Origin of the sequence: Streptomyces sp. PA03-5A (assembly GCF_033792725.1) — a bacterium.
GTDB lineage: Bacteria > Actinomycetota > Actinomycetes > Streptomycetales > Streptomycetaceae > Actinacidiphila.
Window position 1 is genome coordinate 229027 of record NZ_JARAVL010000006.1, and the last position, 22110, is coordinate 251136.

At 72.1% G+C, this 22110-nt stretch carries 21 protein-coding genes; 17 read left to right on the plus strand and 4 right to left on the minus strand.

The genetic code is table 11. From position 1 onward, the window contains the following. The first annotated feature begins 17 nt into the window (after positions 1-17). The 10 genes from tal (at position 18) to PV410_RS09695 (ending at position 9842) form a co-directional block, all read left to right on the plus strand. Complete coding sequence (gene tal, locus PV410_RS09650; protein WP_500323636.1) at positions 18-1166, plus strand: transaldolase; 1149 nt, start codon at positions 18-20, stop codon at positions 1164-1166. Beyond that, a complete protein-coding gene (gene zwf / locus PV410_RS09655) occupies positions 1163-2716 on the plus strand; it encodes a glucose-6-phosphate dehydrogenase (protein WP_500323637.1) in 1554 nt (517 codons plus the stop codon). The genes tal and zwf overlap by 4 nt, the downstream gene beginning before the upstream one ends. Next, positions 2713-3771, plus strand: a complete 1059-nt coding sequence (gene opcA, locus PV410_RS09660; RefSeq protein WP_500323638.1) for a glucose-6-phosphate dehydrogenase assembly protein OpcA — start codon at positions 2713-2715, stop codon at positions 3769-3771. Before zwf ends, opcA begins: the two co-directional genes overlap by 4 nt. Next, positions 3764-5413 carry a glucose-6-phosphate isomerase gene (gene pgi / locus PV410_RS09665; RefSeq protein WP_500323639.1) on the plus strand — a complete coding sequence of 550 codons (1650 nt, stop codon included), beginning with the start codon at positions 3764-3766 and terminating at the stop codon, positions 5411-5413. The genes opcA and pgi overlap by 8 nt, the downstream gene beginning before the upstream one ends. Before the next feature lie 89 nt (positions 5414-5502). Continuing rightward, a complete protein-coding gene (gnd, locus tag PV410_RS09670; protein ID WP_500323640.1) occupies positions 5503-6390 on the plus strand; it encodes a phosphogluconate dehydrogenase (NAD(+)-dependent, decarboxylating) in 888 nt (295 codons plus the stop codon). 91 nt (positions 6391-6481) lie between these two features. After that, positions 6482-7159, plus strand: a complete 678-nt coding sequence (locus PV410_RS09675) for a histidine phosphatase family protein (protein ID WP_500323641.1) — start codon at positions 6482-6484, stop codon at positions 7157-7159. Between the two features lie 106 nt (positions 7160-7265). Further along, on the plus strand, positions 7266-8093 hold the full coding sequence (locus PV410_RS09680) for an SDR family oxidoreductase (protein ID WP_500323714.1): 828 nt from the start codon (positions 7266-7268) through the stop codon (positions 8091-8093). Positions 8094-8215: 122 nt separating this feature from the next. Beyond that, positions 8216-8878 (plus strand): nitrile hydratase subunit beta, encoded by a 663-nt coding sequence (gene nthB, locus PV410_RS09685; RefSeq protein WP_500323643.1) that lies wholly within the window; start codon positions 8216-8218, stop codon positions 8876-8878. Continuing rightward, positions 8878-9477 carry a nitrile hydratase subunit alpha gene (gene nthA, locus PV410_RS09690; protein WP_500323645.1) on the plus strand — a complete coding sequence of 200 codons (600 nt, stop codon included), beginning with the start codon at positions 8878-8880 and terminating at the stop codon, positions 9475-9477. Before nthB ends, nthA begins: the two co-directional genes overlap by 1 nt. Beyond that, positions 9474-9842 (plus strand): nitrile hydratase accessory protein, encoded by a 369-nt coding sequence (locus PV410_RS09695; RefSeq protein WP_500323646.1) that lies wholly within the window; start codon positions 9474-9476, stop codon positions 9840-9842. Before nthA ends, PV410_RS09695 begins: the two co-directional genes overlap by 4 nt. Before the next feature lie 29 nt (positions 9843-9871). Here the strand turns inward: PV410_RS09695 and PV410_RS09700 are convergent, their stop codons facing one another. Further along, the gene (locus tag PV410_RS09700; RefSeq protein WP_500323648.1) at positions 9872-12115 is read right to left on the minus strand and encodes a SpoIIE family protein phosphatase; all 2244 of its coding nucleotides are present in this window, start codon (positions 12113-12115) and stop codon (positions 9872-9874) included. A gap of 202 nt (positions 12116-12317) precedes the next feature. On the opposite strand from PV410_RS09700, the gene PV410_RS09705 reads away from it, so the two are divergent. Continuing rightward, a complete protein-coding gene (locus tag PV410_RS09705; protein WP_500323650.1) occupies positions 12318-13223 on the plus strand; it encodes an NmrA family NAD(P)-binding protein in 906 nt (301 codons plus the stop codon). 501 nt (positions 13224-13724) lie between these two features. Continuing rightward, positions 13725-15683 carry a multicopper oxidase family protein gene (locus PV410_RS09710; protein ID WP_500323652.1) on the plus strand — a complete coding sequence of 653 codons (1959 nt, stop codon included), beginning with the start codon at positions 13725-13727 and terminating at the stop codon, positions 15681-15683. A gap of 78 nt (positions 15684-15761) precedes the next feature. Here the strand turns inward: PV410_RS09710 and PV410_RS09715 are convergent, their stop codons facing one another. Both PV410_RS09715 and PV410_RS09720 read right to left on the minus strand, forming a co-directional pair. After that, positions 15762-17117 (minus strand): mycothione reductase, encoded by a 1356-nt coding sequence (locus PV410_RS09715; RefSeq protein WP_500323653.1) that lies wholly within the window; start codon positions 17115-17117, stop codon positions 15762-15764. A gap of 166 nt (positions 17118-17283) precedes the next feature. Next, positions 17284-17886 carry a CGNR zinc finger domain-containing protein gene (locus tag PV410_RS09720; RefSeq protein ID WP_500323654.1) on the minus strand — a complete coding sequence of 201 codons (603 nt, stop codon included), beginning with the start codon at positions 17884-17886 and terminating at the stop codon, positions 17284-17286. A gap of 353 nt (positions 17887-18239) precedes the next feature. On the opposite strand from PV410_RS09720, the gene PV410_RS09725 reads away from it, so the two are divergent. The 5 genes from PV410_RS09725 (at position 18240) to tatC (ending at position 21455) form a co-directional block, all read left to right on the plus strand. After that, positions 18240-18713 (plus strand): VOC family protein, encoded by a 474-nt coding sequence (locus PV410_RS09725; protein WP_500323656.1) that lies wholly within the window; start codon positions 18240-18242, stop codon positions 18711-18713. Positions 18714-18816: 103 nt separating this feature from the next. Beyond that, complete coding sequence (locus PV410_RS09730; protein WP_500323715.1) at positions 18817-19929, plus strand: alpha/beta fold hydrolase; 1113 nt, start codon at positions 18817-18819, stop codon at positions 19927-19929. A 50-nt stretch (positions 19930-19979) separates the two neighbouring features. Further along, positions 19980-20219 carry a twin-arginine translocase TatA/TatE family subunit gene (locus tag PV410_RS09735; RefSeq protein ID WP_499516191.1) on the plus strand — a complete coding sequence of 80 codons (240 nt, stop codon included), beginning with the start codon at positions 19980-19982 and terminating at the stop codon, positions 20217-20219. Positions 20220-20291: 72 nt separating this feature from the next. Next, complete coding sequence (gene tatA / locus PV410_RS09740) at positions 20292-20573, plus strand: Sec-independent protein translocase subunit TatA (RefSeq protein ID WP_500323657.1); 282 nt, start codon at positions 20292-20294, stop codon at positions 20571-20573. A 21-nt stretch (positions 20574-20594) separates the two neighbouring features. Then, positions 20595-21455, plus strand: coding sequence for a twin-arginine translocase subunit TatC (gene tatC / locus PV410_RS09745; RefSeq protein WP_500323658.1), 861 nt, complete (start codon positions 20595-20597; stop codon positions 21453-21455). 20 nt (positions 21456-21475) lie between these two features. Here tatC and PV410_RS09750 read toward each other — a convergent pair whose 3' ends face one another. Beyond that, on the minus strand, positions 21476-21925 hold the full coding sequence (locus tag PV410_RS09750) for a MarR family winged helix-turn-helix transcriptional regulator (protein ID WP_500323659.1): 450 nt from the start codon (positions 21923-21925) through the stop codon (positions 21476-21478). Positions 21926-22110 lie beyond the last annotated feature (185 nt).

The following is a 22110-nucleotide window of genomic DNA, read 5'->3' on the forward strand; positions in this document are numbered from 1 at the left end:
GCGAGCGCAGAAAGAAGATGATCACAGTGAACCAAGAAGCAACCGCAACCGCGGAACCGTTGCAGCGACTGGCCGCCGAGGGAGTCTCGGTCTGGCTGGACGACCTGTCGCGCAGACGCATCGTCTCCGGCGACCTCGCCCGACTCGTCGCATCGGGACGTGTGGTGGGCGTCACCACGAATCCGTCCATCTTCCGGGCCGCCATCGGCTCGGGGGAGGACTACCGGGAAGAGCTCGCCGACCTGGCCGCGCGCGGCGTCACCCCGGACGAAGCCGTCCGCATGATGACCGCCGCCGACGTGCGTGCCGCGGCCGACCTCCTGCGACCCGTGTACGAGGCGACCGGCGGCCGGGACGGCCGGGTGTCGATCGAGGTCGACCCGCGCCTGGCCCACCGCACGCGGGCGACCGTCGCCGAGGCCCGGCAGCTCGCCTGGCTGGTCGACCGCCCCAACGTGATGGTCAAGATCCCGGCGACCGCGGCGGGCCTGCCCGCCATCACGGAGGTCACCGCCCTCGGCATCAGCGTGAACGTCACGCTGATCTTCTCGCCGGAGCGCCACCGCGAGGTCATGGAGGCCTACCTGGCCGGTCTGGAGAGGGCGCGTGCGGCCGGGATCGACCTGTCCACCGTCCACTCCGTCGCCTCCTTCTTCGTCTCCCGCGTCGACACGGAGGTCGACCGGCGGCTGACGGAGCTCGGCACGGACGAGGCGTCGGCCCTGAAGGGCAGGGCGGCGCTCGCCAACGCCCGGCTGGCGTACCGGGCGCAGCGGGAGTTCTTCGCCGGCGACCGCTGGGCCGCGCTCGCCGCGGCAGGTGCCCACGAGCAGCGGCCCCTGTGGGCCTCCACGGGTGTGAAGGACCCGGCGTACCGGGACACCCGCTACGTCGAGGAACTCGTCGCGCCCGGCACGGTCACCACCGTGCCGGAGGCGACGCTCGACGCCGTCGCCGACCACGGCCGCGTCGAGGGTGACACCGTCACCGGCCGCCACGACCGGGCCCGCGCCGACCTGACGGCCCTGGAACGACTGGGGATCCCCCTCGACGAGGTCGTCCGGCGGCTGGAGGACGAGGGCGTGGCGAAGTTCGAGGCGGCCTGGGCCGAACTGCTGCAGGCCATCGGAACAGCACTGAACGGCAAGGGAGCCGACGCGCGATGAGCAAGGACCCGACCGCACCCGCCACCACCCCGTGGCCCAACCCCCTGCGTGATCCGTCCGACCGGCGGCTGCCGCGCATCGCCGGCCCGTCCGGGCTGGTGATCTTCGGCGTGACGGGTGACCTGTCCCGCAAGAAGCTGATGCCGGCGGTGTACGACCTGGCCAACCGCGGGCTGCTGCCGCCGGGCTTCTCGCTCGTCGGCTTCGCCCGCCGCGACTGGGCGGACCAGGACTTCGCCCAGGTCGTGCACGACTCGGTGCGCGAGCACGCCCGGACGCCGTTCCGGGAGGAGGTCTGGCAGCAGCTCGCCGAGGGCATGCGCTTCATCCCCGGCGACTTCGACGACGACGTCGCGTTCAAGCAGCTCGCCGTCACCGTGGACGAGCTGGACGCCACCCGGGGGACCAGCGGCAACTACGCGTTCTACCTGTCCGTACCGCCGAAGTTCTTCCCCAAGGTCGTGCGGCAGCTGAAGAAGCACGGACTCACCGACGCCCCCGAGGGCTCCTGGCGACGCGCGGTCATCGAGAAGCCCTTCGGCCACGACCTGGCCAGCGCGCGGGAACTCAACGCGCTCGTCCACGAGGTGTTCGCCCCGGAGCAGGTCTTCCGGATCGACCACTACCTGGGCAAGGAGACGGTCCAGAACATCCTGGCGCTGCGGTTCGCCAACACGATGTTCGAGCCGCTGTGGAACCGTTCCTACGTCGACCACGTGCAGATCACGATGGCCGAGGACATCGGCATCGGCGGCCGCGCGGGCTACTACGACGGGATCGGCGCCGCGCGCGACGTCATCCAGAACCACCTGCTCCAACTCCTCGCGCTGACCGCCATGGAGGAGCCCGCCTCCTTCGACGCCGAGTCGCTCCTGTCCGAGAAGCTGAACGTGCTGCGCGCGGTACGGCTCCCCGGCGACCTGGGCGCGCACACGGTGCGCGGGCAGTACGCGCACGGCTGGCAGGGCGGGGAGGAGGTGGACGGTTACCTGGAGGAGGACGGCATCGACGCCGAGTCCAGGACCGACACCTACGCCGCGATCAAGCTGGAGATCGACAACCGTCGCTGGGCGGGCGTCCCCTTCTACCTCCGGGCCGGCAAGCGCCTGGGCCGCCGCGTCACCGAGATCGCGGTCGTCTTCCAGCGCGCCCCGCACTCCCCCTTCGGCCCGGAGGCGACGCAGGAACTCGGGCAGAACGCGATCGTCATCCGCGTCCAGCCCGACGAGGGCATCACCGTGCGCTTCGGCTCGAAGGTGCCCGGGACGTCGATGGAGATACGCGACGTGACGATGGACTTCGCCTACGGCGAGTCCTTCACCGAGTCCAGCCCCGAGGCGTACGAGCGGCTCATCCTCGACGTGCTGCTCGGTGACGCCAACCTCTTCCCCCGCCACCTGGAGGTCGAGGAGTCCTGGAAGATCCTCGACCCGGTCGAGCGGTACTGGGACACGCACGGACGGCCCGCGCAGTACACCGCGGGCAGTTGGGGCCCCGCGGAGGCCGACGAGATGCTCGCACGAGACGGACGGAGCTGGCGCAGGCCATGAGGATCGACCTGACCGACACCACGGCAAGCCACATCAACAAGGCCCTGGTGCAGGGCCGCCGCGCCATCGGCACCCCCGCCGTCGGCATGGTCCTGACCATGGTCATCGTGACCGACGAGGAGAACGCCCACGACGCCTTGAAGGCGGCGGAGCAGGCGGCGCAGGAGCACCCCTCGCGCACGCTCGTCGTCATCAAGCGGCCGTCGCGCACCAGCGGCCGGCGCACCCCCTCCCGCGTCGACGCCGAGGTCCGCGTCGGCTCCGACGCCGGATCCGGCGAGGCGGTGCTGCTGAGGCTGTTCGGTGAAGTGGCCGGGCACGCCGACTCCGTGGTCCTGCCGCTGCTGCTGCCCGACGCCCCCGTCGTCATCTGGTGGCCCGCGGACGCACCCGACGTACCGGCCAAGGACCCGCTCGGCGCCCTCGCCCAGCGCCGCATCACCGACGCCTACGCGGTCGACCGGCCGCTGGAGGCACTGGCGGCCCGGGCCGGTGCGTACGCGCCCGGCGACACCGACCTCGCGTGGACCCGGACGACGCCGTGGCGCTCCATGCTCGCCGCCGCGCTGGACCAGGCCCAGGCCCGGGTCACGTCCGCGGTCGTGGAGAGCGAGGCCGACAACCCCAGCGCCGAACTGCTGGCCCGCTGGTTCGCCGACCGGCTGCGCGTGCCCGTCGAACGGGTCGTCACCGACGGGCCCGTGGTGACCGCGGTCCGGCTGCGCACCCCGGACGGCGACGTCACCATCGACCGCCCCGAGGGCGCCGTGGCCCGGCTGTCCATCCCCGGACAGCCCACCCGCGCCCTGGCGCTGAAGGTGCGCACCACCGCCGAGCTCATCGCGGAGGAGCTCCGCCGTCTCGACCCGGACGAGGCCTACGCCGCCGCGCTGCGGGCCCAGGTCAAGGCGCCCCGCACGAAGGCCCTCCCGGCGAAGGCCGCCCCGGCCCGGGCGGCGAAGGCCGCCTCCACCAGGGCCCGTTCCGCGAAGGCCGCCCCGGTGCCGCCGCAGCGCGCGCACCAGCACGAGAACCAGGAGAAGGACGATGCCTGACACACCCGAGCCGAGCCACCGCCCGCAGTGGGCCGCACTGGCGGAGCACCGCGCCGCCACGCGGCCGGGACCGCACCTGCGCGAGCTGTTCGCGGCGGACCCCGCACGCGCGCGGCGCTACACGGTGGAGGTCGGCGACCTGCGCATCGACTACTCCAAGAACCTGGTCACGGACGAGACCCTCGCCCTGCTCCGCGACCTGGCCGCCGCCACCGGCGTGTTCGAGCTGCGCGACGCGATGTTCCGCGGCGAGAAGATCAACGTCACCGAGGGCAGGGCCGTCCTCCACACCGCCCTGCGCGCGCCGCGGGACGCCGTCGTCGAGGTGGACGGCGAGAACGTCGTGCCGCGGGTCCACGCGGTGCTCGACAAGATGTCCGCCTTCGCCGACCGGGTGCGCTCCGGTGGGTGGACCGGCCACACCGGCAAGCGGATCAGGAACGTCGTCAACATCGGCATCGGCGGCTCCGACCTCGGCCCCGCCATGGCGTACGAGGCGCTGCGGCCGTTCACCGACCGCTCGCTGACGTTCCGTTTCGTCTCCAACGTCGACGGCGCGGACCTCCACGAGGCCCTGCAGGGACTCGACCCGGCCGAGACCCTGTTCGTCGTCGCGTCCAAGACCTTCACCACCATCGAGACGATCACCAACGCCACCTCCGCGCGCAGCTGGCTGCTGGCCGGGCTCGACGGGGAGGAGAAGGCCGTCGCCCGGCACTTCGTCGCCCTGTCGACCAACACCGGCAAGGTCGCGGAGTTCGGCATCGACCCGGAGAACATGTTCGAGTTCTGGGACTGGGTGGGCGGCCGCTACTCCTTCGACTCGGCGATCGGCCTCTCCCTGATGATCGCCATCGGCCCGGGACGGTTCCGTGAGATGCTCGACGGCTTCCACACCGTCGACGAGCACTTCCGCACCGCACCCGCGGAGGCCAACGCGCCGCTGATCCTCGGACTGCTCGGCGTCTGGTACGGCAACTTCTTCGACGCCCAGTCGCACGCCGTCCTGCCGTACTCCCACTACCTCTCCAAGTTCACCGCCTACCTGCAGCAACTGGACATGGAGTCCAACGGCAAGTCCGTCGACCGCGACGGGCACCCCGTGGCATGGCAGACCGGCCCCGTCGTGTGGGGCACGCCCGGCACCAACGGCCAGCACGCGTACTACCAGCTCATCCACCAGGGCACGAAGCTGATACCGGCGGACCTCATCGGCTTCGCCCGCCCGGCCGGCGAGCTGTCCGCGGAACTCACCGCCCAGCACGACCTGTTGATGGCCAACCTGTTCGCGCAGGGTCAGGCGCTCGCCTTCGGCAAGACCGCCGACGAGGTCCGCGCCGAGGGCGTGCCAGAGGAGCAGGTCCCGCACCGGACCTTCCGCGGCGACCACCCGACCACCACCGTCCTGGCGACCGAACTGACCCCCGCGGTCCTGGGCCAGCTCATCGCGCTCTACGAGCACAAGGTCTTCGTCCAGGGCGCCCTGTGGAACATCGACTCCTTCGACCAGTGGGGCGTCGAGCTCGGCAAGGTCCTCGCCAAGCGCGTCGAACCCGCCCTGACCGGCGAAGCCGACGTGCCCGGACTCGACCCCTCCACCGCGGCCCTGGTGGCCGCGTACCGCTCCCTGCGGGGCAACTGACCCGGGGGAACTCCCACGGCGGCGCCGCCCGGCCACGGGTGCGCGCCGCCCGCCGACCACACCTGCGACACACAGAAGGAGCACCTGACATGCAACTCGGACTCGTCGGCCTCGGCAAGATGGGCGGCAACATGCGCGAGCGGATCCGCCGCGCCGGCCACGCCGTCGTCGGCTACGACCGGGACCCCGACCTGGCCGACGTCGGCAGCCTCACCGAACTGGTCGACAAGCTCGACGCACCCCGCGTGGTGTGGGTGATGGTGCCGGCCGGCGCCCCGACCCAGTCCGTGGTCGACGAGCTCGGCGGCCTCCTGGAGCCGGGCGACATCGTCGTCGACGGCGGCAACTCCCGCTGGACGGACGACGAGAAGCACGCCGAGGAGCTGGCCGCCAAGGGCATCGGCTTCGTGGACGCCGGTGTCTCCGGAGGCGTCTGGGGCCTGAAGAACGGCTACGCCCTCATGGTCGGCGGCCAGGCGGAGCACGTGGAGAAGGTGCAGCCGGTCTTCGACGCCCTCAAGCCCGCGGGCGACTTCGGCTTCGTCCACGCGGGCGCGGTCGGCGCCGGCCACTTCGCGAAGATGGTCCACAACGGCATCGAGTACGCCATGATGCAGGCCTACGCCGAGGGCTGGGAGCTGCTGGAGAAGGTCGACTCGGTCACCGACGTGCGCGAGGTGTTCCGCTCCTGGCAGGAGGGCACCGTCATCCGTTCCTGGCTGCTGGACCTGGCCGTGGGCGCCCTCGACGAGGACGAGCACCTCGGCGGACTCAGGGGGTACGCGGAGGACTCCGGCGAGGGCCGCTGGACCGTCGAGGCGGCCATCGACAACGCCGTGCCGCTGCCCGCGATCACCGCGTCGCTCTTCGCGCGCTTCGCGTCCCGCCAGGACGACTCCCCGCAGATGAAGATGATCGCCGCGCTCCGCAACCAGTTCGGCGGCCACGCCGTCACCACCGCGGACGACAAGGCCTAGCCACCGCCGGAGCCCGCGCCCGCCGGCGCGGGCTCCGTACCGCCTCACCCGCACCACCCTCCTCCTCCGTGCCGAAAGTGGATGAACGACCATGGGCGACCTGCTCCTGCTCCGCCACGGCGAAACCGCGTGGACCCTGTCCCGACAGCACACCAGCCACACCGACCTGCCCCTGACACCGCACGGCGAGGGGGAGGCGGCCCGCGTCGCCCACCTGCTCCGCGGGCACGACATCGCCCTCGCCCTGAGCAGCCCCCTGCGCCGCGCCGTACGCACCGCCGAACTGGCCGGGGTGCCCGGTGCCGAGATCGACCCGGACCTGAGCGAATGGGACTACGGGGGCTACGAGGGCGTCACCACCGCCGAGATCCACCGCACCCGTCCGACCTGGAACCTGTGGGCCGACGGCGTGGCCCCCGGCCCCGCGGACCATCCGGGGGAGGGCCCCGAGGACGTCGGCCGCCGCGCCGACCGCGTGCTCGCGCGCGTCGAGCCGCTGCTGCGCGACCCCGCCGCGGGCGACGTGCTGCTCGTCGCGCACGGCCACATCCTGCGCGTCCTCACCGCCCGTCGCCTCGGCCTGCCGCCGTCGGCCGGATCGCTGTTCGCCCTGGACACCGGCACCGTCAGCCGGCTCGGCACCGAGCACGACCGCCCCGTCATCAAGGCCTGGAACACCACGGGCGCCCCGGCGACCGGCGCGCACTCCCCGTCCGGCGTGATCCCCCCGCAGCGGCGCCCCGAGCACGACTCGTCCCCGGGCCGGTGAGGGGGCGTCGCCCCGTCGGGAACTTCCTCCCCCGCCTTCGCCGTCTTCCGGGGCGGAGGAGCCCCGCCGGTCCTGCGTCTGCCCTACCGTGAAGCCCGTGAAGCCCGTGAAGGTCCTCATCGTCGGCGGCAGCGGGTTCCTTGGCAGGGAACTCGTACGACAGGCCGCGGCCGCGGGTCTCGAGACGGCCGCGACGTACCGCTCCCGGCACCCCGGCGGGGTCCCCGGTGTCCCGTGGCACCACCTCGACCTCCGTGCCCCGGGGCACCTCGGCGAGGTACTGGCCGAGGTCGCCCCCGACACCGTCGTCAACGCCAGCAGCGGGTACAGCGACTGGGAGGTCACCGCCGACGGTTCGGTCCGCGTGGCCCTGGCCGCCGCGGAACACGGCTGCCGCCTGGTCCACGTCTCCAGTGACGCCGTCTTCTCCGGGGGCCGGGTCCACTACGACGAGACCTGCCTGCCCGATCCCATCAGCCCGTACGGCGCGGCGAAGGCCGCCGCCGAGACCGCGGTGCGGCTCCTGGCGCCGGCCGCCGTGGTCGCGCGTACCTCGTTGATCATCGGCGACGGCGGATCCGCGCACGAGCGCCTGGTCCACGACCTGGCCGCAGGCGTACGCGACGGCGTCCTGTTCACCGACGACGTCCGCTGCCCGGTGCACGTCGAGGACCTCGCCTCCGCTCTGTGGGAACTCGCGGTGTCCGACGCCTCGGGCGTGTTCCACCTCGCCGGGACGGACGCCCTCAACCGCTACGAACTGGGCGGGCTCATCGCCCGCCGCGACGGACTCGACGCCACCGCGCTGCGCGCCGGACGCCGCATCGACGGCCCCGTGCCCGGCCCCCTCGACGTCCGCCTCGACAGCAGCGCCACCCAGCGGCGCATACGGACCCGTCTGCGCGGAGCCCGGGAGTTCCTCCACCCCCGGTAGGACGCGGGCCCGACTGCCCATCGGATGGAACCGGGAGGCGCGCGGGCCGTGTCGCCGGGGACACCGGCCGCCCAGGGGTCAAGCTGATGTGCCAGTGATCCCGGCACACGAAAGGGCGCGCCATGGAGGGCATCGCGGACATGGGGGGCACGCGGGGATGGGGGCCCGTCCGGCCGCCGAGACCCGGCGAACCGGTCTTCGCCGAGCCCTGGCAGGGCCGGGCGTTCGCGCTGGCGATCCTCTCCACCCAGGTGTCCGGGTACAACGTGGACGCCTTCCGGCACGCCACGGAACGTCTGGACCGGGCCGCCTACCTGGACGACGGCTACTTCGGCCGGTGGCTGAACGCCGCGGAACTGATGCTCACCGAGAGCGCCGTCCTGGCGCCCACCGCGGTCGAGGCCCGCGCCCGCAACCTGCGCGGCGCCGGCGTCGAGGAGCCACCGGTCCCCGAACCGGCCCGCCCCGACTACGCTCCCACCGCCCCGGGCTCGCTCCGTACCGTGGACACCCCGCCGGCCTTCGCCGTCGGCGAGCGGGTCCGCGCGAAGGACATGTCCCCGCCCGGGCACACGCGGCTGCCGGGCTACCTGCGCGGACACCCCGGCGTCGTCGACCTCGTGCAGCCCGCCGCGCTGCTGCCGGACACCCATGCGCACTTCCTGGGCGAGAACCCGCAGCACGTCTACTCGGTCCGGTTCGACTCCCGCGAGCTGTGGGGTGCCGGCGCCGAGCCCTTCTCCGTCACCGCCGAGCTGTACGAGAGCTACCTGGAGACCCCCTGATGACCTCCACCAGCGGACCGGGCGACCACCTCCCCCCGGCCCTGCGGACCGAGGCGCTCGAGCAACTGCTCACCGAGCGCGGCCTGATCGACCCGGCGGCGATGGACACGATCATCGCCACCTACGAGACCCAGGTGGGCCCGCTCAACGGCGCCAAGGTCGTCGCCAAGGCGTGGACCGACCCGCAGTACAAGCGCCGGCTGCTCCAGGACGGCACCGCGGCCATCGCGGAACTGGGCTTCGCCGGGCGGCAGGGTGAGCACATCGTCGTCGTGGAGAACACCCCCACGACCCACAACGTGGTGGTCTGCACGCTGTGCTCGTGCTACCCGTGGCCGGTTCTCGGCCTGCCGCCGAGCTGGTACAAGGATCCTGCCTACCGTGCGCGCGTGGTGAGGGAACCGCGCACGGTGCTCTCCGAGATGGGACTCGACCTCGCCGACGACGTGCGGATCACCGTCCGGGACTCCACCAGCGAGGTGCGCTGGCTGGTGCTGCCCGAACGCCCCGCCGGCACCGAGCACCTGACGGAGGAGGAACTCGTGCCGCTGGTGACCCGGGACGCCATGGTCGGCGTGGCGAAGGTGACGGCGCCGTGACCGTGCCCCTGGACGTCGACGGTCCGGCCGCGCCGCCCCGTTCCAACGGCGAGCTGGTCTTCACCGAGCCGTGGGAGAGCCGCGCCTTCGGCATGGCCGTCGGCCTCCACGAAGCGGGTGCCTTCGCCTGGCCCCGGTTCCAGGCCGCGCTGATCGCGCGCATCCGGGCCTGGGAGAGCGCGCCGCACGCGGACGGTGCCTGGAACTACTACCGGCTCTGGCTGGCCGCGCTGGAGGACGTGCTCACCGAACAGGACGTGGTCCGTGCGGGCGAGGTCACCGCGCGCGCCCGGACCCTGGCCGGCCGGCCCGCGGGCCACGACCACGGCGACCACCACCACGATCACCACGCACATCGGCACTGACCGCGAGACACCGCTCCCGGCCCGGTCCGTCAGCCGTGCGGGATGGGCAGGTCCAGGGAGACGGTCTTGCCGCGGCCGTTGGGCGAGGCGTTCCACTGCCCGGCCAGGGCCTCGACGATGAGCAGACCCCTGCCGTGCTCGGCCTCGGCGTTCTCCTCCTCGTCCAGGGCCAGCGGCGAGGGGACGGGCGGGTTGCTGTCGGAGTCCCGCACCTCCAGCCGGACGTGGTCGCCGAAGGCCCGCAGCCGGACGTCGACGTCGCTGCCCGCGTGGATGAGGGCGTTGGTCACGATCTCCGAGGTGATCAGCTGGAGGGTGTCCGACACGACCGGCAGCGACCACGCGTGCAGTTGCTCGTCGACGAACTCCCGGGCCGCCTTGACCCCGTGCAGATCGCGCCGCTGCACGTGCAGGCTCGCGGTCAGTGGCGCCCCCTTGCCCGCGGCGCCTTCGTACCGGGCCAGGAGCAGCACCGCGTCGTCCCGGCGCCACCGGGGGCCGGAGACCTCGGCGACCATGCGGTCGGCGACCTGTTCCAGGTCGGCCCCGGACTCCCGGACCCCCGCACGGAGCAGGGTCCGCGCGCACGCGCCGTGGTCCCCGGTGAGGGAGTCGGTCAGGCCGTTGGAGTAGAGCATCAGCACGGACCCTGGGGACAGCGTGTGCTCACAACCGCGGTAAGGGTGCTGCGTGGTGACGCCCAGGGGGAGGTTCGCGGGCGCGTCGAGGACGTCCACGCTTCCGTCGGGCCGCCGTACGACCGGCGCCGGATGCCCGGCGAGAGCCACTTCTGCCATACCGTCAGCGGTGTCCAGGGCGACCACGCAACAGGTCACGAGCTGCTCCGTGCCGAGTTCGGCGAGCAGCCGGCCCGTCCGGTCGATCACCGCGGCGGGGCAGTGGCCTTCGGTCGCGTACGAGGTCAGCGCGGTGCGCACCTGGCCCATGACGGCGGCGCTGTCCAGGTCGTGGCCTTCCACGTCACCGACGGCGAGCACCATCCGGTCGTCCGACACCTTGATCACGTCGTACCAGTCGCCGCCCGCCTGGCAGGTGGTCGTGGCGGGCCGGTAGCGCGCGGTGGTGGCCAGCCCCGGCAGCTCGGACAGGACGGGCGGCAGGAGCCTGCGCTGCAGGTGTTCCGCGATCTCGCGCTGCCGGGTGCCCAGTTCGACGCGTTCCACCGTCGCCCCCAGCATGCCGGCCATCATGCCGAGCACCGTCCGTTCCTCGGGCGGGAACGCGCGGGCCCCCTCGAACTCCAGGCAGCACACCCCGACGATGCGCGGGTTCATCAGGGACACCTCGGCGACGCTCCTGCTCCCGACGACGAGCGGCAGGTAGGCCTCGGCCCGCGGCCCGGCGTCGTGCCGGTCCGGGTCCGTGTCCGGTGGTGCGCCCTCGGACAGGAACAGTGCGTGCCCGCGTACCGCCTCCACCGCGGGAGAGCTCGCGCCGAGTCTGGCGCCGTGGACGGTGCGGACCAGCGCGGAGGACGGTCCGCTGTGTCCCAGGACCCACAGCCGGCCCGCACTCACCGAGGCCAGCACCACGGCTCCGGCGCCGAAGGGGGACATGATGCAGTCCCGGGCCGCCGCGACGACGTGGTCCACCGTCGTGGCCTGGTTGAGGCGCTCGGCGAAATGACGCAGGGGGTACATCAGGCTGGCTCCGGACGAGCCGGGGACGCCGCGCACCCCCCAGCCCGGGGTGTGGATGCTCGCGTGGAACACCGGTACGAGGGCGGGTGCGGGGCCGCTCACGACGGCAACGCCGTGACGCACGAGTTCGGCGAGGGCGGTGGCCAGCGCGTCCGCGATCTCCTGCAGCACCGTGTGGTCGGCGGGGCCGTAGTCGCCGTGGCTCTCGAGGCGCAGCACGGTGAGCGCGCCGAAGCGGTGCCCGCCGGCGGTGGCCGGGGACGCCAGGGCCGCGTAAGGATAGGGCAGTGCGAAGCGCTGGTCCGGGTCGGCCGGGTCGGGATCGGGCAGCACCGCCGTCGCGCCCGTGGTGACGGCGCGGGTCGAAGCGCGGGGCATGTCCATGGGCATCCGGCAGGGGATCGTGAACATGGAGGGCGGGCTGCCGGCGATCATCGCCGCTCGCAGTTCGGCGCCGCTCCCGTCCAGCAGATAGACCGCCGCGGCGACGGCGTCCATCCGGAACAGGGCCTCACGGAGGGTGCCGTGCAGGACCTCCTCGAGACCCGTGCCCTCGATCCGTGCGGGCCCGCCTTCGCGGCGGTGTTCTCCGACTGCGCTGTTGCTGGTCATCGAACGGCTCCTCCTCGCGAGTATAGGTGCGCGGGTGGCCGGTCGCTCAGGGGCGAAGACCTCGCTTGCCGCTCGGCAGATAGGAGCATATGCTCGTAATAGTGCGGGTGGGGGTGCGCGCCCTGCGGCACCTCGGACGCCACGGGAGTCCGTGGCCACACCCGTCACCCGGAACTCAGCCAACCCAGAAGGAGACCGACCGATGGCTGCCGGCAATCTTGTCCTCGTCACCGGGGTCGGCGGCGTGGGCCGTGCCGTCCTCGAACTCCTGCGTGAGCAGGACGTACCGGTGCGCGCGATGGTCCGCCACGACGACGAGCGGGCGGACGCGCTGCGCGCGCTCGGCGCGGAGGTCGTCACCGGCGATCTGACCCGGCCCGAGACCGTGGCGGCGGCACTGGAGGGTGCGCGGCGGATGTACTTCGCGATGCCCGTCTCGACCGATCACCTGCTCGCGGCGACCGTGGTGGCGAGCGTCGCCCGCGCGTACGGGCGGCTGGACGCGCTGGTGGGCATGTCGCAGATGACGGTGTCGCAGATGACCGCGACCAGCACGGGGGAGTCCCACCAACAGCGGCTGCACTGGCTGGCGGAGCAGGTGCTGAACTGGTCGGGCCTGCCGGTGGTCCACGTCCGCCCGACGTCCTTCCTGGACAATCCGCTGTTCACCGCACTGGCGGCACGGTCGATCCGGGAGACCGGGACGATCGCGCTGCCGTTCGGCACCGGGCGTACCTCTCCGGTGGCCGTGGAGGACGTCGCCCGGGTCGTCGCCACGGTCCTGCGCGACCCGGTCCCGCACGTCGGCCGGGTCCTGGAACTGACCGGTCCGCGCACGCTCGACATGGCCGAGATGGCCGAGGAGTTCTCCCGGGCGCTGGGACGTGAGGTGTCCTACGTCGACGTGCCGCCGGAGCGGTGGCGGGACGAGGTGCTCAGCCGGGCCGGTCTGCCGCCGCACGTCGAGGCCCACATCGCCACCATGGGCCGGCTGCACCGGGAGAACCGCTACGACCGGGCGTCCGACGACGTCGAGCGTGTGACGGGCGTGCCCGCCCGGACCGTCGAGCAGTTCGTCGCCGCCCGCCGGGACTTCTACCTGGGCTGAGCCCGCGCGGGGCCGCTCCGGCATCCCGCGGGGATGCCGGAGCGGGGTCCGCCGTGCGTCCGCGGGCCCGTGTTGCCGCCGCCGGTTTGATGACGAATCAAGCTACTTGCACGTACAAGTAATCCAATGTTCTACTTGTTTGACCGAGCAAGTAGTGCGCGGGGGCTCAGCGCGGGCTGGGGGGAATGCCCGGGTACGAGTGCCGCACCGAGGTGGCGAACCCACCGGGAGGATGCGCGCTCCGGGAACGCCGGACCGACAGGACCCTCGTCGGGACCGGCCGGCAGGCCGACGTGCCTGCCCTGACGCGGGATGCCGGTGGCCGACAGGCCTGACGCCATCCGTCCGCGCCCGATTTTCCCCAGGCCGCAGGTCGACCGCTCGGCATCGCCGTCCTGAGGCGCGCGGAACGACGCTCCCCGGACCCAGGGGAGCGCATGTGCGTCCCTTCGAAGCTCCGCCTCCCGCGCTCGTACCACCCAGAACAGGATGAACACTTACATGTCAACGACCAGCAGGCGGACCGTCCTCGGCATGGCCGGGGTCACCGCGGCGGCCGTCGCCGTCGCCGGCACCGGAGTCCTCGGCTCCGCCGGCGTCTTCCAGGGCACGGCGGAGGCGGCCGACGCGCTGCACGGCGTGAACGAGCCCACGTTCACGACGTTGAAACCGTTCCGGGACGCGCTTCGCGTCCCGCCGACGCTGCGCCCCAAGAGCCATGGGATCACGGAGATCGACATGGTCCGGTCCTCGGTCCGGCTGCACTCCCAGATGCCGCCGACCCGGCTGTGGACCTACGCCGGCCACTTCCCCGGCCCGACCATCGAGGTCCGCAGCGGGGAGCGGGTACGCATCGCCTGGAACAACAAGCTCAAGGGCAGGACGCCGGTCAAGGCGGTGTGGGTGAACCCCGAGGGGCCCGGCCCCGGCCTGCTGCCCTACAACCGGCCCGGTGCCGAGGGTGCCGCCGCCCGTCCCGAGGTCGAGCGGCTCACCGCCTGGACCACCGTCCACGTGCACGGCGGCCACCAGAACGCCCTGAGCGACGGCGCCGCGGAGTTCGGAGTCACCTCCGGTAACGGGCAGTTGGGGGAGTACGCCAACGACCAGGCGGCGACCCACCTCTTTTACCACGACCACGCCATGTCGGTGACCTCGCTCAACGTCCAGGCCGGTCTGGTCGGCAACTACGTGGTGCGCGACGCGGAGGAGGACCGGCTCGGACTGCCCCGCGGCGAGCACGAGATCCCGCTGACGATCCAGGACGTCAACTTCGACACCGACGCCCAGGGCCGGCTCACCGGCCAGGTCCTCGCCAAGCGGATCCTGGGCGGCGGCGCGATGCCGATGCCGGGAACCATCCCGCCCGCCCTGGCGAGCCTGAACCCGTTCACCATGGTCAACGGCGTGGTGTGGCCGTACCTGGACGTGCAGGCCCGCGCCTACCGCTTCCGTCTGGTGAACGTCTCCACCACCCGCGTCTACCGCCTGGTCGTCGTCGACGAGGAGACCGGCAGGGTCGTGCGCGGCGCCATGAAGCTCATCGGCACCGACATGGGGCTGCTCGGCAAGCCGCAGACCATCGACGAGGCGATCTCCCTCTCGCCCGCCGAGCGCGCCGACGTCGTCGTCGACTTCGCGGCCTTCCCCGGGAGGAAGCTCAAGCTCGTCAACACGATCCCGGGCCAGACCGCCGGAGCGGCCCTGCCGGACTTCGTGATCCCGTTCCCCGAGGTCATGCAGTTCCGCGTCGAGAAGAAGCGACGCGCGCTGCACCCGCTTCCGACAACGTTGTCGAAGTCGTTCCGCAAGCTCACCCTCGCCGACGTGCCCAAGGACGCCACCGAGCGCTTCGTCCTGCTCGGCTTCGACAAGACCGGCGCCATGCCCCAGATCTGGGAGATGGAGCAGGTCCCGGCCGACACGGCGCCGGGCACCGGCATCGTGAGGGTCGACATGCCGGGCGGCACCGTCACGCTGCGCCGAACGGGCACCATGTTCGAGGACACCACCACCTTCTTCGCCGCCTCCGGCACCTGGGAGAAGTGGCACTTCATCAGCGCCGCCCCCGAGGGCGTGCCCATCTACCACCCGATGCACATCCACCTGATGAACTTCCAGGTCGTCGACCGGCGGGCCGTCGACTCCTCCGGTGTGGACTTCGCCACGGCGCAGACCAGGAAGCCCATCACGGTCGGCGCTCCGGTCCCGGTCGCCCCGGAGGAGTCCGGCTGGAAGGACACCATCACCGTCAACGCCAACACCCTCGTCACCGTGGCGGGCCGTCTCGCCGACCAGACCGGCAAGGTCATGTACCACTGCCACCTCCTCGACCACGAGGACGAGGGCATGATGCGGCCCTTCGTCGTCATGCCGTCGCCGGTCCACGACATCCACCGGATGCTGATGGACATGGGCCGGGGAATGGACGCGCACGACATGAAGCACATGAAGATGTAGCCCCCACCGCCCGGGCGTCCGGGCCCGGAGCGGTCCCGTCTCGGGCGGGACCGCTCCGGGCGGACCCGGACCCCGGGCCTACAGGTCCAGCAGGGCCTGCTCGACGGCCTCGGTCAGCGCGGGGTGGATGTACAGCACCTCCCGGCCGACCTGGTCGGCCGTCTGCCCCAGTGCCATGGCCTGGATCAGCGGCTGGATGAGCGTCGCGGCCTGGGGACCGATGATGTGCGCGCCCAGGATCGTCCGGTCGTGGGGGTCCGCCAGGACCTTCACGAAACTGGTGGTGTCCTCCAGGGCCCATCCGTAGGCGGTGTCCGCGTAGTCGCGGACGCTCACCAGGTACGCGACGCCGTGGCGGCGCGCCTCCTGCTCGGTGAGTCCGACGCTCGCGATCTGCGGGCTGGTGAAGACCGCGTGCGGAGCGAGTTTGTTGGACAGGGTGTGCAGGTCGTCCGGGTGGAGCAGGTTGTGCCGTACGACACGGGACTCGGCGTTGGCCATGTGCTTGAGCTGGAAGTGGTTCACCGCGTCGCCGAGGGCCCAGACCCCCGGTACGGACGTGCGGTAGGTGTCGTCGGTCACGATGTGCCCGTGCCCGTCGAGTTCCAGCCCGCCGGCGGCCGCGTCCAGCCGGTCGGTGTTGGGCCGGCGGCCGGTGCAGACCAGCAGCATCTCTGCCTGGACGACCTGCTCGCCCTCGGCGCAGGTCACACTCACCTCGACACCGTCGGCGCGACGTTCGACGGCGGTGACGGTGGCGCCGAGGATGACCTGGTGCCGACGGGAGACGAGCTCGGTGAAGCGCTCGGACACCTGCTCGTCCTCGGCCATCAGCAGGCGCGGCCCCCGCTGGATGATCGTGACGTCCGACCCGAACGCGCCGAAGACGTGGCCGAACTCGGCCGCGATGAACCCGCCGCCGATGACGGCCAGCGAAGCGGGCGCGTCCTCGATCCGCATGATCGTGTCGGAGGTGTGGAACGGCACGGTGTCCAGTCCGGGGACGTCCGGCACGTCGGGCCGTGAGCCGACCGCGACGACGATGGTGTCGGCGGTGATCCGCTCCTCGCCCACCTGCAGCACTTTCGGCCCGACGAAGCGGGCCTCCCCGGTGTACACGTCGATGCCGTGGTCCCGTCGGTAGTCCACCGCGCTGTCGTGGAGCGGGTCGATCCGGTGGAACACCCGGTCGCGGACGGTCTTCCAGTCCACCGGTTCGACGGTGGCGTGGACCCCGAGGCGCGCGGCCGCCCGTGCGCCCTCGGCCGCGTCGGCGGCGACGACGAACATCTTGCTGGGGATGCAGCCCCGGTTCAGGCACGTACCGCCGAAGCGGCCCGGTTCGACGATGGCGCAGCGCAGGTGCGCGAACTCGTCCCCGATCAGCATGTTGCCGCTGCCCGCGCCGAGGACCACAAGATCGTAGTGCGCCATGTCCGCCCGCCTTCCGCCGGTCAGCAGATGTCCGGACGTCCTGGCTGCGGGGCGGGCCCCCCCCCCGCGGGACGGCCCGCCCGCTTTGTGCCTGTTCGGTCCTTCGAGGTTCATATCACGGGCACGGGGCGCCGGGGGTGCACCAACGGTGCGACACAGCCGGAGGTCAGCCCGCCGTTCCGGCGGCCTGCTCCTTCCTGCGCTGCCGGTAGGCCCGCATGGACGCGCGGGAACCGCACCTCGGGCCGCAGTAGCCGGCCGAGCTGTTGCGCGTCCGGTCGAAGAAGCAGAAGTGGCACGGCTCGTGGCGGCATGCCCGCAGCCTGTCCCACACGCCCGCGTGCGCGAGTTCGGTGACGCTCGCCAGTACGGTCCCGAACAGCCCGGGGATGCCGCTCTGCGTGCTCGCCAAACGGGCTCCCTCGGCGGTGACGACCGTGGCCAGGGGGTAGCGGGCGGCGACGCCGCGAAGGTGCTCCTCCGCCCGGGCGAGTGCCTCGGGTGTGGTGTTCATGTCGCCCGCGTGCGCCAGCAGCACGGTGATCAGGGCGTCGCGCAGTTCGCGTGCGGCGGCCGCGTCGGCCTCGGTGACGTGGGTGGACCCCGTGCCCAGGTCGTGCTCCAGCAGCCATGCGTGCATGCTGCGAGCGTCCGTGAAGCGCTCCGGGAGCTGCCTCGGCCCCGAAGCGTGCGTGTTGAGGAACCGTAGGAGCGCGTCGACGGCTGCGGGCTGGGTCAGCGGACTGCGCTCGGTCGTGGGCGTCGGCATCGTGCGGGCCTCCCTTTCCGGGCCAGTCTAGATCACTCCCCGTTGTGGGTGAAACCGAGACGGTGGTCATTCTCTTCCCGTGTGGTGGAGTCCGGTGAGGAGCAGTGGGGTCGCGGTGAGGTGTGTCACGCTCGCCCCATTTCGTGAGGATGCGCGTTGCGAGTTGCGACCTAATGGCCTACGGTCATCACCACGAAGACAGGCTGAGCCGCTCCAGTAGTTGCGGTTCGAAGCCTTCGGCGACCCGGCCGGGGATCCGGCGTGTGGCGCCGGTGTGGCTCCGCCGTCCTCGTCCCCCGGAAAACGGTGACCGCCGGCGTGCGGCGCACCGTCGTCTACGAAGGAAGACCCCCATGTACACGAAGCTGGAACTCGTCGTGCTGCCCGTGACCGATGTCGACCGGGCCAAGGCGTTCTACGAGGCGCTGGGATTCCGCCTGGATCTGGACAAGGCCGTCAGTGAGGACTGGCGCGCGGTGCACTTCACCCCGCCGGGCTCGGAGTGCTCGGTGATGTTCGGTCAGGGGCTCACCTCCGCCGAGCCGGGCTCGGCCCAGGGGCTGTACCTGGCCGTCCTCGACATCGAGGAGGCCCGTGCGGAGCTGGTCGCCCGGGGCATCGAGGTGAGCGAGGTGTTCCACGACGCCGGCGGGCTGCTGTTCCACGGCCACGAGGGTGGGGAGATCACCCACCGGCAGGAGGGCCAGGGGCGGCTCGCGGGCCTGCAGCCCGACCGTGCCTCGTACGGCTCGTTCGCCACCTTCAGCGACCCGGACGGCAACGGCTGGGTGCTCCAGGAGATCAAGCAGCGGTTCCCCGGCCGCTGACCCACCCCCTCACCGCAGGGCGTACGGAGCCGTACGGACGCGGCCCCTCCTGCACCCCAATACGTGCATATGCTCGTTCCTAGTGGAAGGAAACCCCGTGAACATGCCCCCCGTGGAGCCGTCCGAGCAGGACGGCCCCGGCGCGAGGCCGGTGTCGCACCGTGCCCCGCGCGGACTGTCACGACGCGCCTTCGTCGGCGGCGCGGCCGCCTCCGCCGTCACCGTCGCCGGCATCTCGCTGGCGGGCGGGTTGCCGTCGGCCTCCGCGACCCCGCCCCTGCGCACGCCGCACGGGTTCGGCTCGGTCTCCTCGGCGCCCCGGCTGCCGGCCGGGTTCACCAAGACCTTCAGCAGCCGCTTCGTGCGGGCCGGCGGGCTGCGCCAGCACGTGGTGACCGGAGGCGACGGGCCGCCGTTGCTCCTGGTGCACGGCTGGCCGCAGAACTGGTACGCGTGGCGCATGCTGATGCCGGAACTGGCCCGGCACCACACCGTCATCGCCGTCGACCAGCGCGGCATGGGCCTCACCGACAAGCCGATGGGCGGGTACGACACCCGCTCCCTGGCGGGCGACCTGGTCGCCCTGATGGACGCCCTGGGCCACGAGCGGTTCGCGGTCGTCGGCCACGACACCGGAATGATCATCAGCTACGCGCTGGCGGCCGACCACCCGGAGCGCGTCGCCCGAGTGGCCCTCGCCGAGGTCCCCGGACCCCCGCGGAAGTCCGCCTCACCGATCCTCTTCGTGGACGAGCGGGACAACGACAGGCTCTGGCACATCCCGTTCAACCGGGTCGACCACGAGCTGACCGAACGGCTGGTCAGGGGGCGTGAAGCGGACTTCTTCGGCTACGAGTTCGACATCCAGGGCGGGGAGAAGCTGCCCCGGTACGCGCGCGAGTACTACGTCCGCCTCTTCTCCGACCCCGCGACGCTGCGCGGCAGTTTCGGGTTCTACCGCGCGTGGGACGGCACCACCGGTCAGAACGAGGACCGCGCGCGAAAGAAGCTGACGATGCCGGTCCTGGCGATCGGCGGATCCGAGAGCTGGGGCGGTGCCGTCGCGGGCGCGATGGAGCCCCTGGCGGAGGACGTACGGGGCGTGGTCCTCCGCGGCGCCGGTCACTGGGTCGCCGAGCAGGCACCCGAGGAGATGCTGGCGGAACTCGGCACGTTCCTCGCCCCGTACCGCCGCGCCGCCGGCGCCTCGCGGTAACCCCCGGCCGGGTCCGTCCCGGCGAACCCCATCCACAGACGGGAGGCACGGTGTTCTCCGACATCGGCCCGCTGGAGGTCCTGACGCTGCTCGTGGTGGCGGTCGTCCTCGTCGGACCCGACAGGCTCCCCGGGCTGGTCTCCGACACCGTGCGTGCCCTGCGCGGGCTCCGTGAGCTCGCGCAGGGCGCCCGGGCGGGCCTCCGGGACGAACTCCCGCCCGAACTGCGGGACCTGGACCTCACGGACCTCGACCCGCGCGATCCGCCCGCCGGCGGCCACCGGCCGTGACGGGGCCATCCGGCGGCACCCGGATCCGCGTGCGGCACCTCGTCACCTCGGCACCTCAGAAGGGAAACAACCATGTTCGGAAGGCTCGGAGCACCCGAGATCCTGCTCATCCTCGTCGTCGTCCTCCTCCTCTTCGGGGCCAAACGGCTTCCCGACATGGCCCGTTCCTTCGGGCAGTCGCTCCGGATCCTCAGGAGCGAGACCAAGGCCATGCGGGAGGACGGCTCCGACGAACCCACGGGTGCCGTGCGGACCGCGGCCCTCGGGCCCGGGTCCGCGACCGGTGAGCCCGGGGACGCGACCCCGCACACGGCGCCCGAGGCCACCGCGGCGGGCGCCCCCCACCGGCGCTGAAGCGCCCCGGACGGACCGGCCATGACCACCCGTACCCCGCGTGACCCCGATCGGATGCCCCTCCGGGAGCACCTGCGAGAACTGCGCAACCGCCTGCTCAAGGTCGTCGGGGCGATCCTGCTCGTCACCGTCGCCGCCGCCCTGTTCCACCGGCAGCTCATCGGGTTCCTCATCGATCCGCTGCCCGGCTGTGCCCCCGGCCGCCTGACCGGGGCCTCCGGGGCGGACGGTGCGGGTCACTGCGGCGTGATCTCGCTCAACGGTCTCCTCTCGCCGTTCTCCCTCGCGCTCAAGGTGTCGCTCACCGCGGGAGTGGTCGGCGCGAGCCCGGTGTGGCTCTACCAGCTGTGGGCCTTCGTCGCGCCGGGACTGCACCGCCGCGAGCGGAAGTACACCCTGGCCTTCCTCGGGGCGGGCATCCCCCTGTTCCTGACCGGCGCCGCGGTGGCGTACCGGACGCTGCCGACGACGGCCCGGGTGCTGATCTCCTTCACGCCCGACAACGCCACCAACATCCTGCCCGTCGACGACTTCCTCGACCTGGCCACCCGCATGGTGATCGTCTTCGGCCTCTCCTTCGAACTCCCCGTGCTCCTCGTGCTGCTGAACTTCGGCGGGGTGATCAGCGCCCGGCGGATGACCGGCTGGTGGCGCGGCATGCTCATGGGGGTCGCCGCCTTCGCGGCGATCGCCACCCCCAGCACCGACCCGATCAGCATGCTGCTGCTCGCCACGCCCATCAGCCTGCTGTACGGGGCGGCGTGCGCGGTCGCCTGGTGCAACGACCGCCGGCGACGGCGCACCGCACCCGGCCGCCCCGACCCGGCCCCGGCCGCCGTCGAGGCCCCCGCCCCCGACGACGTCGCCGTCGGCCGGTCATGACGCGCCGCGGCGGGAGCCGCTCACTCCGCCCACGGTTCGAAGCCGGTGTCCAGCACGGCGTCGAGGAACCGGCGTAGCAGGGCCGCGTCCGCGGACCCGAACCGTTCCTCGAACCGGTTCTGGACGTCGTTCCAGAGGGGGAGCGCCGCCTTCATCCTGGCGAGGCCGTCCGGTGTGAGCGTGACGATCCGCGCGCGGCGGTCGGTCGCCGAGGTCTCGACGGTGACCAGGCCCTCCCGCGCGAGCGGCTTGAGGTTGGAGGCCATCGTCGTACGGTCCATCGCGATGATGTCGGCGAGGGCGGTGATCGTCATCTCTTCGTGGACGCTGAGCTGCTGCAGGATGCTGAACTGCGTCGCACGCAAGCCGACCGGGGCGAGGGCCTTGTCGTAGGTCGCGCCGAGGTACCGGGCCGCCTTGCGCAGCGCCAGGTTGTTACATGAGTCGGCTTTCGACGCCGCAGCGGTCATGATCTCCTCCCGAGCATCCTCCCCATGATATGAGCATCTGCTCCCACACGGGAACGAGAACGGCAGGCAGTGGCTGCCGGTGACCTCCCGCGACCGTCGGAACGGACGAAACGGGTCATAATTCCGGATGGGTGAGGATTCCAGGATCCCGCGGTTAGGAAGCGTTCACTTCCTTCGCCGCGCAA